Genomic DNA, 12,526 nt, shown 5'->3' on the forward strand with positions numbered 1-12,526 from the left:
CACCCTGCTAACCTAGGATAGATATGAGACTCGTGCGCTATGGCCGTCCCGGCAAAGAAAAACCCGGCCTGATTGATGATGAAGGCAAGCTGCGTGACCTGTCCGGCGTGATCAGCGATATCGACGCGGCACAGCTGGCACCGAAAGCCCTGCGCAAACTGGAAAAAATCCCGCAAGCTTCGCTGCCGCTGGTACGCGGCAATCCCCGTTTCGGCGTGCCGCTGGCGCGCGTGGGCAAGTTCATCGGCATAGGCCTGAACTACTCTGACCATGCAGCAGAAGCGGGCATGCCGATACCGCAAGAACCCATCGTGTTCATGAAGGCCATCAGCTGCCTGAATGGTCCCGATGATCCTGTCATGCTGCCGCAAGGCTCGAAGAAAACCGACTGGGAAGTGGAACTCGGTGTGGTGATCGGCAGCCGCGCCCAGTATGTGAGCGAAGAAGAGGCACTCAAATACGTGGCCGGCTACACCGTGGTCAACGATCTGTCGGAGCGCTCGTTCCAGCTCGAGCGCGGCCCGCAGTGGGACAAGGGCAAGGGCTGCGATACCTTCGGTCCGGTCGGCCCATGGCTGGTGACGCCGGAAGATATTTACGACCCGCAGCAGCTGGATCTGTATCTGGAGCTGAACGGCAAGCGCATGCAGACGGGCAGCACGGAAACCATGATCTTCACGGTGGCGCAGATCGTCAGCTACCTGTCCAGGTTCATGACGCTGGAACCGGGCGACATCATCGCTACCGGCACCCCGCCCGGCGTGGGCCAGGGCCGCAAGCCGCAGCGCTTCCTCAAGAAGGGCGACCAGCTGCGCCTCGGCATCGCCGGTCTGGGCGAACAGCAGCAGGAAGTCATCGCCTGGCAGCCACGCTAGGCGCGCAGTTTTTCCGCCCGCGTTAGCGCGGCTTTGAGGGCGTCGCCCAGCCTCTCGGTGATATCGGCCAGTTCGCTATCAGTGACGATGAAGGGCGGCGCCAGCAGGATGTGGTCGCCGTGCTGGCCATCGATGGTGCCACCCATGGGATAGACCAGCAGGCCGCATGCCATGGCTGCGTCCTTCACCAGTGCATGCAGCGCCAGCGCCGGATCGAACGGCGTTTTGCTGCTGCGCTCCTGCACCAGTTCCAGCGCCATCAGCAAACCGCGGCCACGGATATCGCCCACATGGGGATGGTCGCCAAACGCCTGGCGCAGCAAACGGCGCAAGGTGGCGCCACGGGTGGCCACGGCGCCCAGCAGATTATCGCGCTGTATCACCTTCTGCACGGCCAGCGCAGCGGCCGCCGCGACAGGGTGGCCCATATAGGTATGCCCATGCTGGAAGGCGCCGCTGCCATCGCGCAGGCGCTGGGCGATGTGGGCCCGTGCCAGCACAGCGCCTATGGGCTGGTAGCCGGCGCCCAGCCCTTTGCCCAGCACCACCAGATCGGGTAGCACGCCTTCCTGCTCGAACGCGTACAGCGTGCCCGTGCGGCCCATGCCGCACATCACTTCATCGAGTATCAGCAAAATGCCGTACTGGTCGCACAGCTTGCGCACGCCGCGGAAGTAGCCGAAGGTGGGCGGCACGGCGCCTGCCGTCGCGCCTACCATGGTCTCGGCCACAAAGCCGATGAGGTTTTGCGGGCCGTGGGCGAGGATGCACTGTTCCAGTTCGGCTAGCAGCGCGGCCGTGTAATCGGAACTGGTCTGGCCTTCCAGCCGCTCGCGGTATTCGAAGCAGGGCGCGACTCTGGGCACGTCCATCAGCAGCGGCTCGAACGGGCGGCGGCGCCACGCATTGCCGCCTATCGCCAGTGCACCCAGCGTATTGCCGTGGTAGCTCTGGCGCCGCGCAATCAGCAGGCTGCGTGTCTGCTGGCCCGCTTCCACATAGTACTGGCGCCCCAGCTTGAGCGCCGCTTCCATCGCTTCCGAACCGCCCGAAACCAGATAGACATGATCGAGGTCGCCCGGCGCATCGCCGGCCAGCCGCTGCGCCAGTTCTTCTGCCGCCTTGCAGGTGAAGAAGGAAGTATGGGCGTAGGCCAGCTGGTCGATCTGGGCGTGCATGGCGGCCAGCACGTCGGGGTGGCCGTGGCCCAGCGAGGAGACGGCCGCGCCGCCGCTGGCATCGAGATAGCTGCGGCCCTGCTGGTCGCGCAGCGTGATGCCGCTGGCACTGACTGCCACAGGCGGCGTACGGCGCAGATTCCGGTGTAGCAGATGGCTCATGGGATGCTCCCCGTGATGACGGAAGTCCGACAATAAACCAGCTGCACTTGTGTTCTGTTGATCTATGCCGCACCATGGGCAAATAATTGATCCAGCCGCAAGGAAAGGATGATGATGGAAGATCGCTTGGGAGCGCTGCCGTTTGCGGCGATGAGCGCGGCGCAGCAGGTGGCTGCGCAGGCGGTAATCGATGGGCCGCGCGGTGCGCTGTATGGGCCCTTCGTGCCGCTGATCCGTAGTCCCGAACTGATGACGGCTGCGCAGCGCATGGGCGAATACCTGCGCTACCGCAGCGCCATCGGTACCCGCCTGACGGAACTGGCCATACTGGTGACGGCGCGCCACTGGAGCCAGTCGGTGGAGTGGGCCATCCATGAACCCATCGCGCGCGAGTACGGCATTAGCGACGCCATGATAGCGGCGATAGCAGCGCGCGAGCGGCCGCCCGCCATGGCGCCGGATGAAGCGCTGGTGTATGAGTTCTGCATCCAGCTACACCAGCAGCAGCGCGTCGACGACGCGACCTATGCGGCCGCGCTGGCGGCGTTCGGCGAACACGGGGTGGTGGATCTGATGGGGATTAACGGATACTACACATTTCTGGCGATGGTGATGAATGCGGCGCAGACGGCCGTGCCGCCATCGCCGGCGACACCCCTGCCGTGAGCAGGGGTAGCGGGAGCTGACTGGCTTAGCCGAGCAGCACGCGCTTGAGCCACGCGCTGATGTGCACCACTTCTTCCTGACACAGCGAGTGCTGCATGTAGTAGTCGTGCCATTCGACGTTGTAGCCGAGCTGCTTGAGCAGATCGCGCGACTGGGTGGCGCGGGCAATCGGAATTACGGGGTCCATCTGGCCGTGCACCATGAAGATAGGCGTGGCCAGACTTTGCGGCGTATGCTCGGCCGCTGCCTTGGCAGCGATAGGCACATAGCCGGACAAGCACATCATGCCGGCCAGTTTTTCCGGCTGGCGCATGCCCGTCTGCAGCGTCATGGCGCAACCTTGCGAGAAGCCGGCCAGAATGATGCGGTCAGCCGGAATGCCGCGCGCTTTCTCGCGCGCGATCAGTGCTTCCACCTTGGCTTGCGAAGCGCGCAGACCGGCTTCGTCTTCCTGCCGGCCCAAATCCGTGTTCACGATGTCATACCATGCGCGCATGACGTAGCCACCGTTGATAGTAACCGGCATGGTGTCGGCATTGGGGAAAATGAAACGGATGGCGGGCAGGCCGCTCAGATCGAGTTCGTGCAGCATGGGCACGAAGTCGTTGGCGTCGGCACCCAGACCGTGCATCCAGATGATGGACACAGTCGGGTTGGCGCCGGTTTCTTTTTCTATGGTTTGCAGCAGTTGGCTCATGTATATCCCTTAATTAGCTGGCGCACGCAGGGCCGACTTGGGGCGGAAGGCTTTGCACTGGGCCGGATCGGTTTCCATATACGGGCCGCCGATCAGATCGATGCAATACGGGATGGCGGCGAAGATGCCGCCCACCAGCGTGGCGCCTTCGGCGTCCTTCAGGCCGCCCAGCGTTTCGGCGATGGCCTTGGGCTGGCCCGGCAGGTTCAGTATCAGGGCCGCGTGGTCGGCCGTTTCGCGGATCACGGCGGTCTGGCGCGACAGGATGGCGGTCGGCACGAAGTGCAAACTGATCTGGCGCATCTGTTCGCCGAAGCCCGGCATTTCCTTGGTACCTACGGCCAGCGTGGCTTCCGGCGTTACATCGCGCCGCGCGGGACCGGTGCCGCCCGTGGTCAGCACCAGATGGCAGCGCTGCTGGTCCACCAGCTCTTTCAGGGTCGCTTCGATCTGCGCACCTTCGTCGGCGATCAGGCGGGTCTCGACGCGGAACGGTGTAGTCAGCGTGCGTGCCAGCCAGTCCTGCAGAGCAGGGATGCCCTGATCCTGATACACGCCACCACTGGCACGGTCGGAAACCGACACCAGCCCGATCAGCAGGGTGGCGTCGTTGTTCAGATTACTCGTCATCTTCTTCGGTATCAGTATCGGTGTCGTCTGCATCGCTGCTGGCGGCTTTTTTCTTGTCCGCTTCGATCTGCTTCAGAATCTGGAAGATTTCGCGGTAGGCTTTAGGCGGCTTGTTCTCGGCCTGTTCCTTGCGGGCGTTACGGATCAGGGTGCGCAGGTGCTGCACATCGAGTTCCGGATTTTCGGCCAGCAGAGTGGTCAGGGCGTTGTCGTCGGCCAGCAGCTTGTCGCGGCGGCGTTCCAGCGCGTGCATGGCGGCTGTATCGGCCTTGGAAGCACCTTTCCAGCTATCGATGGCGCGCTGGATAGCCGCCACTTCCTCTTCGTCCAGCGTGCGCATCTTCTTGCCCACGAACTGCATCTGGCGGCGGCGGCCTTCGTGGTTGGTGATGGTCTGGCATTCGAGGATGGCGTCGCGCACGTCCTCGGGCATAGGCACCCGTTTTACGCGGTCGCGCGGTTCGTTGACAAGGGCTTCACCCAGTTCCTGCAGGGCGTTGACCTGACGTTTGAGCTCGGACTTGGAAGGGCGTTCGTACTCCTGCTCGAATTCTTTCGAGCTAAAGCCGACGGCTCCGCGATTAGGATTTACCATATTATTAACTTTCTCTTCGGTGCGTGGCCGCACCTGTAAACTGTAAACGACTGCTATGATACCTGTTTTAGCAGTCACCCGAAGATTACAGCCCATGAGCGATACCCATTTTAGCCATACTCAGGACCAGTTGAAACAGCTTGCACAGGACGTGCTGGCCTATGCCCGCGAGCAGGGCGGCACCGATTGTGCCGTCGAAATCAGCGAAGGCAGCGGCCTGTCGGTGTCGGTGCGCAAGAGCAAAATCGAGACCATCGAGCAGAACCGGGACAAGGGCATGGGCGTCACTGTCTTCGTGGGCAAGCGCCGCGGCAATGCCAGCACTTCCGATTTCTCCGCCGCCTCGCTGAAGGCCACGGTGGAAGCGGCCTACAACATCGCCCGTTTCACGGCCGATGACGATTGCGCCGGTCTGGCCGATGCCGACCAGCTGGAAATGGCGCCGCGTGACCTGCAGCTGTACTACCCGTGGGATATCAGCACGGCTGACGCGGTAGCGCTGGCCCAGCGTGCCGAAGCGGCCGCGTTTGCCGTTGATGCGCGCGTAACCAATAGCGAAGGCGCCGGCGTGCACGTGCAGCAGTCGCACTTCGTCTCGGCCAATTCGCGCGGCTTCATCGGCGGTTATCCGTATTCGCGCCACACCCTGTCGGTAGCGCCGATTGCCGGCAAGGGCGCGAATATGCAGCGCGACGACTGGTACTCGTCGGTGCGCGATGCGCGCCTGATGTCTTCGCCGGAAGCCATAGGCCGCTACGCTGCCGAGCGCGCGCTGGCACGCCTGAATGCACGCAGCATCGATACCCGTACCTGCCCTGTACTGTTCGAAGCACCGCTGGCCGCTGGTCTGCTGGGTGCCTTCGTGCAGGCTACGTCGGGTGGTGCGCTGTACCGCAAATCCAGCTTCCTGCTCGATTCGCTGGGCAAGCAGGTACTGCCCAAGCATATCCAGATCACGGAAGACCCGCACATTATCGGCGGCGTCGGCTCGGCGCCGTTCGACGAAGAAGGCGTGCGTACCCACAAGCGCGATGTGGTCAAGGATGGTGTGGTGCAGGGCTACTTCCTGTCCACCTACTCGGCCCGCAAGCTGGGCATGCAGACCACCGGCAATGCCGGCGGCTCGCACAATCTGGCGCTGACCTCCTCGCTGACGCAGGATGGCGACGACTTCGCCGGCATGCTGCGCAAGATGGGCACGGGCCTGCTGGTGACGGAACTGATGGGGCAGGGCACCAACTACGTGACGGGCGACTATTCGCGCGGCGCTTCCGGCTTCTGGGTCGAGAATGGCGTGATCCAGTATCCCGTCGAAGAAATCACCATCGCCGGCAATATGAAAGACATGCTGGCGCAGATCGTCGCCGTCGGTAACGACGTGCTGGTACGCGGCACCAAGCAGACCGGCTCCATCCTGATCGAGAACATGGTGGTGGCCGGCAGCTAGGCTGCCGTTCAGCGAGTATAAGTCCCTGCGCTGCCGGAGCTTGTCAGGCCGGTGGTGCGAGTACGTTGATCACATTACCAGTGCCATCAATCTGATACGGTATCCGTACCTTGTTTGCGCCAAAGTCGCGGGGATTGCGAGTGACCACAGTCAGGCCCTGAACGTCGGCAGTCGCGCCTATTCTATGACTGCTTCCGGTATGCCGTTCAGCACATCGATCAGTATGTTGGAATCGATCGCGGCTTTCAATCCTGACGCCGCAATTCTTCTTGATACGCCAGCCCATCACTAGGAATGTCGGTTCGTCCTTTCCATAGCCCGAACATCAACATTAGCGCATCAATGCGTCTCTGACGAGCCGGGTCCTGATGCGCAGCAAACTTCAGTAAATCGCGGACGCTGCTTTCTCGGGGAGCATATTCCCGTTCGACTAGGGTTTTTGCTAGTGTTGCCATCACTGCCTCGTGTAGTCAGAAATAGAAATCTACGGAGTTCAGCTTAGCACTTTAGCGGGGAATCGGTGCTTGGACTTGATGCGTATCAGGGCAGCGCAGACACGCTGCCCTGATAGTGCGGTCAGTGAATTGACCGGCGCGGAGATTACTGCTGGGCCAGCAGCGATTGCAGCACTGGCTGCAGCACGGCTTTACCCAGTTCGGCGCTGCGGGCGCCATTCCAGCCCGTTTCCGGATCCGGATCGTTGGCGTTGTCCTTGAACGGCATTTCCAGCGTCAGCGACAGGCAGCCGAAGGCATGGGTGATGTGCGGCGAACCCATGGTCAGCGTCTCTGGCGTGTAGGGCGTTTCGCCGTAGCCGTATTCGTCCTGGAAGTCCGGGCTGGCGATCAGGAAGTTATCGATGAAGTACTGCTGCGCTTCGGCCTGATCCGGCGTGAAGTCAGGCAGCGATTCGCTACCGGCCACGAACACGTAAGGCAGACCTTCGTCGCCGTGCACGTCGAGGCACAGGTCGCAGCCGATTTCCAGCATCTTGTTCTTGACCAGGAAGACTTCAGGGCTGCGCTCCATGGTCGGGTTAAGCCATTCGCGGTTCAGATTGGCGCCCGCTGCATTGGTGCGCAGGTTGCCGCGCACCGAGCCATCCGGATTCATATTCGGCACCACGTAGAACACGGCTTCCTTCAGACACTGGCGGCCGAACGGGTTGGCCGGATCGAGCAGCGCTTCGACCATGCCTTCCACGAACCACTCAGCCATGGTTTCACCGGGGTGCTGACGGGCGATAACCCATACCTTCTGCTGCGCTTCCGGATCGCCGATTACCAGCATGTTCAGGTCGTGACCGTCGATGGTGCTGCCCAGATCGACCAGCTGCACCAGCGGCGACAGCTGGGCATTATCCAGCAGGGCCAGATGGCGTTCCCACGAATACGGCTCGAAGTAGGCGTAGTAGACGCTGTCGTATTCCGGCGTATGCTCGACCGTCATCACCTTGCCGTCGTAGCGGGTCGGTACGCGGAACCAGTTCTCGCGGTCGTAGCTGGCCACGGCCTGATAGTCCTTCCAGCCGTCCGGATAGGCGGCGCTACCGGCGTTGAGGAAGTTCATGGTCAGTGGCGTGGCTTTGCCACCCTGCACGCGGAAGTAGAACCACTGGGTGATGTCGGCGTGCGAGTCCTTGCGGATGTTCAGGTCGATATGGGCCGGATCGTCGGCGCGGATCACTTCGATGGCACCAGCGTCGAACTGGTGGCTGATTTTGATAGGCATGGCGGAATCCCGTAAATTCTGTGTTTGTCGTGTGCACTTGTGGCGCAGTGCCGACATGATACAGGGTTGCGCCGCACTGGTGCCGTTTCTGCGATTGCCAGCCCAGACAACTGGTTCTACACTGGGCAGCCAAACTACCCCACAGGAGAACTGCATGCAACGTCGTTCCTTCCTCAAGCATGGCACGCTGGCTGCCGGCGCCGCCACTGTCGCTGCCCCCGTACTGGCGCAGGGCGGTCCCGCCATCAGCTGGCGTCTCGCTTCCAGCTTCCCGAAAACCCTGGACACCATTTACGGCTCGGCCGAGCGCTTCACCAGGCGCGTGGCGGAATTGACGGGCGGCAAGTTCGTCATCCGCCAGTTCGCTGCCGGCGAGATCGTGCCCGGGCTGCAGGTGATGGATGCCGTACAGGCAGGAACGGTGGAAATCGGCCATACGGCCTCCTACTACTATTTCGGCAAAGACCCCACGTTTGCTTTCGATTGCGCCGTACCGTTCGGCCTGACCTCGCGCCAGCAGACGGCATGGGTCGATCAGGGCGGCGGGCGCGAACTGCTGCGTGATTTCTTCAAAGGCCATGGCCTGATCAATCTGATGGCCGGTAACACGGGCACCCAGATGGGTGGCTGGTTCCGCAAGGAGATCAAAACGGTGGCCGACCTGAAAGGGCTGAAGTTCCGCATCGCCGGTTTTGCCGGCCGTACCATGGAGCGCATGGGTGTGGTGCCGCAGCAGATCCCCGGTGGCGATGTGTATGCGGCGCTGGAAAAAGGCACCATCGATGCAGCCGAGTGGGTAGGGCCGTACGACGATGAAAAACTGGGGCTGGTGAAAGTGGCGCCGCACTACTACGCGCCGGGCTGGTGGGAGGCGGGGCCGCAGCTGTCGCTGTACGTGAACATCAAGGAGTGGGAAAAGCTGCCCAAGGAGTACAAGGCGGCCATCGAAGCGGCCAGCTTCGAGTGCCACGTGGCGATGCAGGCCGAATACGATGCGCGCAATCCGGCAGCGCTGGCACGGCTGATCAAGAACGGTGCCAAGCTGCACACCTTCTCCAAAGAGATCATGGATGCGTCGTTCAAGCACGCCACCGACATCATGGAAGAAGAAGCAGGGCGTAATGCCGCCTTCCGCAAGATCTACGAGCCGTGGAAGAGGTTCCGCAATGACCAGAACCAGTGGGCTTCGGTGGCGGAAGCGCCGATGCAGAACTTCCTGATCAGCGCCGGCCGCAAGTAGGCGGCTTCGCTGCTGCCGCCCGCAGTTCGTGACCACCTGCCCACCGCGCGCGGCACGGCAGGCTGTCGGTCGCTGGGCTAGCTAGTTCAGACCGCCGAAGCGCTCGAAATAGGCTGCGGCGGCCGCAGGGGCTGCCGCATCTTCCTTCTGCAGGGCGGCATCGATATGCTGCTCGGCCGCGCCCTGCACGGCCAGATAGATTTCCCGCGCCAGTTCGTAAGCCTGGCTGCCCGGCCATGGCGCCGGCAGCAGTTCCAGCGGCAGTTGCGGATCATGCAGCTGCACGCGCCGGTAGGCGTGGATCACCAGCGTACGCATGACGAAAGCCTGCTCCGGGGTGAACTCGATGGCCGGGTGCTGCAGCATGGCCGCCAGCGGCGCAAAGCGGCTGATGAAGTGGCGATAGGCGCCCGCCACTTCGCTCAGATCCCAGCCGCTGGCCAGCAAATCCGTCAGCGGGCGGGCGCACACCTGCCGCAGCGCCTTGCCCTGCACCACAAACACCTTGCCGGCGATGCCCAGCCGCTGCAGCAGCTCGTCCAGCACCACGGCTTCTGCCGCCGGATGGCCCATGATGCCGGGCGCAATCGCGCCATAGCCTTCCCACAGCAGTTCCTTGCGCAGCGCGCTGCGTTCGGCCGCGTTGAGCGCACCATCGCCATTGATCACCAGCGTCCAGCTGCCATCCCAGCGGTGCGTCAGCGGGGCGTAGATGCGGCGGTAAGCGTGGATGAAGCGCTGCATGGCCGGCGCCGTGATGGCATAGGAACTGCGGCGGCCATCGCGCTGGGCACCCAGCCAGCCTTCCTGCGCCAGCCGGAACACGGAAGTACGCAGCAGACGGTCGTTGACGCCGAACGGGGCCAGCAACTCGATCAGGCTGCCAAGCCAGACCATGCCGCCATGGGGCACGATGCTGTCGCCGAAGATGGTCACCACCAGCGATTTCGAGCGCGGCGGTTCGGTGGCGAGGAAGTCGTCTATCCAGTCTTGGCAATCCATGGCAGTTTGGTTCTAGCGGGTGGGTGCGGAAAAAAGCAGCAGTTTACTGGTCCTGCGGCGGGCTGCTGAAATTATTTCATAAGCTTGCCGATAGGATACATGAAAATGATTTGAGTCAAAAAAATCGTAGTCATGCAAATATTTGTATCGTATTATGGCGCCATAAATTATTAGAATTATCTGGAGACAGCCATGTACGCACAAATGGTGGAGACTGGCTTGAACGCCGTCCGCTCGGCCGAGGATATGGCCGACGACGAACGTGCGTTTCAGGCGCGTATCGATGCCGGCATCAAGATCGAGGCCAAGGACTGGATGCCCGAGGCCTACCGCAAAACCCTGATCCGGCAGATTTCGCAGCACGCCCACTCGGAAATCGTCGGTCAGCTACCGGAGGGGAACTGGGTGACGCGCGCGCCTACGCTCAAGCGCAAATCCATCCTGCTGGCCAAGATACAGGACGAGGCAGGCCACGGCCTGTACCTGTACAGCGCCGCCGAAACGCTGGGTGTCTCGCGCGACGAGCTGCTGGAGGCCCTGCACAGCGGCAAAGCCAAGTATTCCAGCATCTTCAACTACCCCACGCTGTCGTGGGCCGACATGGGCGCCATCGGCTGGCTTGTCGATGGCTCGGCCATCATCAACCAGATTCCCTTGTGCCGCTGCTCGTATGGCCCGTATTCGCGCGCCATGATCCGCGTCTGCAAGGAAGAATCCTTCCACGCCCGTCAGGGCTACGACATCATGCTGGCGCTGGCACGCGGCACGCCCGAGCAGAAAGCCATGGCGCAGGATGCGCTGAACCGCTGGTGGTGGCCGTCGCTGATGATGTTCGGTCCGTCCGATGCTGATTCCGTCAACAGCGCGCAGTCGAGCAAATGGCGCATCAAGCTGTTCTCCAATGACGAACTGCGCCAGCGCATGGTGGACCAGACCGTGCCGCAGGCCGAATATCTGGGCCTGACCATACCCGACCCCAAGCTGAAATTCAACGCCGAAACAGGCCACTACGAATTCGGCGAGATCGACTGGGCCGAATTCCACAGCGTCCTGAAGGGCAACGGCCCGTGCAACCGCGAGCGCCTGCGCACCCGTGTCACGGCATGGGAAGAGGGCGAGTGGTTCCGCGATGCGCTGCAAGCCTACGCCGACAAGCACGCAAAATAAGCCAGCCATAGTGCGGCATGCCGCAGACCGCAGCGCGAGCGCGGCACACACAAAGATAATTGGAGACCAAGATGAGCAAACAATGGCCACTGTGGGAAGTATTCATCCGCAGCCAGCACGGGCTGGCACACAAGCACGTAGGCAGCCTGCACGCACCGGATGCGGAAATGGCCGTCAACAATGCACGCGATGTGTACACGCGGCGCAATGAAGGCGTGAGTATCTGGGTAGTGCGTGCGGCCGATATCGTGGCCAGCAGCCCGGCCGATAAAGGCGCCCTGTTCGACCCTGCCAACAGCAAGGTGTATCGCCACCCGACCTTCTTCCCTATGCCGGAAGAAGTGAAGAATCTGTAAGCGGAGCCCAGCGTGGATAAGCACAACACCTTCGAATACCTGCTGCGCCTCGGTGACAATGCGCTGATCCTGAGCCAGCGCCTGTCGCAACTGTGTGGCAAAGGCCCGGCCATGGAAGAGGATATGGCGCTCACCAACGTGGCGCTGGACCTGCTGGGCCAGACCCGTTTGTGGTACAGCTATGCTGGCGAACTGGAAGGCGCAGGGCGCGATGAAGATGCGCTGGCCTTCCGTCGCGATGCTCACGAATTCCGCAACTGCCTGCTGCTGGAACAGCCCAACGGCAATTACGCCGACACCATGGTGCGCCAGTTCTACTTCGATACCTGGCACTACTTCCTGATTGAAGGCCTGACCCGCAGCAGCGATGCCCGCATTGCCGCGATTGCGGAGAAGTCGCTGAAGGAAGTCAGCTACCACCTGCGCCGCAGCGGTGATCTGATCGTGCGTCTTGGCGACGGCACGGAGTTCAGCCATGCGCGCACGCAGACGGCCGTCGAAGCGCTGTGGATGTATAGCGGCGAGATGTTCGCCTACGATGGACTGGATCAGGCCATGGTGGCCGCCGGCATCGCGCCGGATGGTGCCGAATTGCGCAGCCACTGGCTGGCGCATGTCGGGTCGATTTTCAAAGAGGCGACGCTGACCATGCCACCGGCCGATGCATGGATGCAGAGCGGCGGCAAACAAGGCCGCCATAGCGAGCATCTGGGTTATGTGCTGGCAGAGATGCAGTTCCTGCAGCGCGCCTATCCGGGCGCAACGTGGTAAGGGTGGCAC

At 62.2% G+C, this 12,526-nt stretch carries 14 protein-coding genes; 7 read left to right on the forward strand and 7 right to left on the reverse strand.

What is annotated here, in order from left to right; genetic code table 11:
- Positions 1 to 23: 23 nt before the first annotated feature.
- The gene (locus GTP23_RS01565) at positions 24 to 875 is read left to right on the forward strand and encodes a fumarylacetoacetate hydrolase family protein (protein WP_161033578.1); all 852 of its coding nucleotides are present in this window, start codon (positions 24 to 26) and stop codon (positions 873 to 875) included.
- Here GTP23_RS01565 and GTP23_RS01570 read toward each other — a convergent pair.
- The gene (locus GTP23_RS01570; protein WP_161033579.1) at positions 872 to 2,215 is read right to left on the reverse strand and encodes an aspartate aminotransferase family protein; all 1,344 of its coding nucleotides are present in this window, start codon (positions 2,213 to 2,215) and stop codon (positions 872 to 874) included. The two genes, GTP23_RS01565 and GTP23_RS01570, sit on opposite strands and share 4 nt — an antisense overlap.
- 114 nt (positions 2,216 to 2,329) lie before the next feature.
- Here GTP23_RS01570 and GTP23_RS01575 point away from each other — a divergent pair, with 114 nt between their 5' ends.
- Complete coding sequence (locus GTP23_RS01575; RefSeq protein WP_161034582.1) at positions 2,330 to 2,881, forward strand: carboxymuconolactone decarboxylase family protein; 552 nt, start codon at positions 2,330 to 2,332, stop codon at positions 2,879 to 2,881.
- A 25-nt stretch (positions 2,882 to 2,906) separates the two neighbouring features.
- On the opposite strand, the gene GTP23_RS01580 is transcribed toward GTP23_RS01575, so the two are convergent.
- From GTP23_RS01580 to yjgA, 3 genes are read right to left on the reverse strand one after another with little or no spacing between them, the layout of a single operon-like run.
- Entirely contained in the window at positions 2,907 to 3,578 is a 672-nt protein-coding gene (locus tag GTP23_RS01580) for an alpha/beta hydrolase (protein WP_155432828.1), read from the reverse strand.
- 9 nt (positions 3,579 to 3,587) lie between these two features.
- Entirely contained in the window at positions 3,588 to 4,208 is a 621-nt protein-coding gene (mog, locus tag GTP23_RS01585; RefSeq protein WP_161033580.1) for a molybdopterin adenylyltransferase, read from the reverse strand.
- Entirely contained in the window at positions 4,198 to 4,803 is a 606-nt protein-coding gene (gene yjgA / locus GTP23_RS01590; protein ID WP_155432830.1) for a ribosome biogenesis factor YjgA, read from the reverse strand. Before yjgA ends, mog begins: the two co-directional genes overlap by 11 nt.
- 94 nt (positions 4,804 to 4,897) lie before the next feature.
- On the opposite strand from yjgA, the gene pmbA reads away from it, so the two are divergent.
- Positions 4,898 to 6,250, forward strand: a complete 1,353-nt coding sequence (pmbA, locus tag GTP23_RS01595; RefSeq protein ID WP_161033581.1) for a metalloprotease PmbA — start codon at positions 4,898 to 4,900, stop codon at positions 6,248 to 6,250.
- A 245-nt stretch (positions 6,251 to 6,495) separates the two neighbouring features.
- Here the strand turns inward: pmbA and GTP23_RS01600 are convergent, their stop codons facing one another.
- Entirely contained in the window at positions 6,496 to 6,705 is a 210-nt protein-coding gene (locus GTP23_RS01600) for a hypothetical protein (RefSeq protein WP_161033582.1), read from the reverse strand.
- Positions 6,706 to 6,850: 145 nt separating this feature from the next.
- Entirely contained in the window at positions 6,851 to 7,981 is a 1,131-nt protein-coding gene (locus GTP23_RS01605; protein ID WP_155432832.1) for a M14 family metallopeptidase, read from the reverse strand.
- A gap of 154 nt (positions 7,982 to 8,135) precedes the next feature.
- Between GTP23_RS01605 and GTP23_RS01610 the strand changes: the two genes are divergently transcribed.
- Entirely contained in the window at positions 8,136 to 9,221 is a 1,086-nt protein-coding gene (locus tag GTP23_RS01610) for a TRAP transporter substrate-binding protein (protein WP_161033583.1), read from the forward strand.
- An 81-nt stretch (positions 9,222 to 9,302) separates the two neighbouring features.
- On the opposite strand, the gene paaX is transcribed toward GTP23_RS01610, so the two are convergent.
- On the reverse strand, positions 9,303 to 10,223 hold the full coding sequence (gene paaX / locus GTP23_RS01615; RefSeq protein ID WP_161033584.1) for a phenylacetic acid degradation operon negative regulatory protein PaaX: 921 nt from the start codon (positions 10,221 to 10,223) through the stop codon (positions 9,303 to 9,305).
- A 192-nt stretch (positions 10,224 to 10,415) separates the two neighbouring features.
- On the opposite strand from paaX, the gene paaA reads away from it, so the two are divergent.
- The 3 genes from paaA (at position 10,416) to paaC (ending at position 12,517) form a co-directional block, all read left to right on the forward strand.
- Positions 10,416 to 11,390: a 1,2-phenylacetyl-CoA epoxidase subunit PaaA gene (paaA, locus tag GTP23_RS01620; protein ID WP_155432835.1), complete on the forward strand. Its 975-nt coding sequence runs from the start codon at positions 10,416 to 10,418 to the stop codon at positions 11,388 to 11,390.
- A gap of 71 nt (positions 11,391 to 11,461) precedes the next feature.
- Positions 11,462 to 11,746, forward strand: coding sequence for a 1,2-phenylacetyl-CoA epoxidase subunit PaaB (paaB, locus tag GTP23_RS01625; protein WP_155432836.1), 285 nt, complete (start codon positions 11,462 to 11,464; stop codon positions 11,744 to 11,746).
- Between the two features lie 12 nt (positions 11,747 to 11,758).
- Entirely contained in the window at positions 11,759 to 12,517 is a 759-nt protein-coding gene (gene paaC / locus GTP23_RS01630) for a 1,2-phenylacetyl-CoA epoxidase subunit PaaC (protein WP_161033585.1), read from the forward strand.
- The last annotated feature ends 9 nt before the right edge of the window (positions 12,518 to 12,526 follow it).

It is taken from the genome of Duganella fentianensis (genome assembly GCF_009857835.1).
GTDB lineage: Bacteria > Pseudomonadota > Gammaproteobacteria > Burkholderiales > Burkholderiaceae_D > Rugamonas > Rugamonas fentianensis.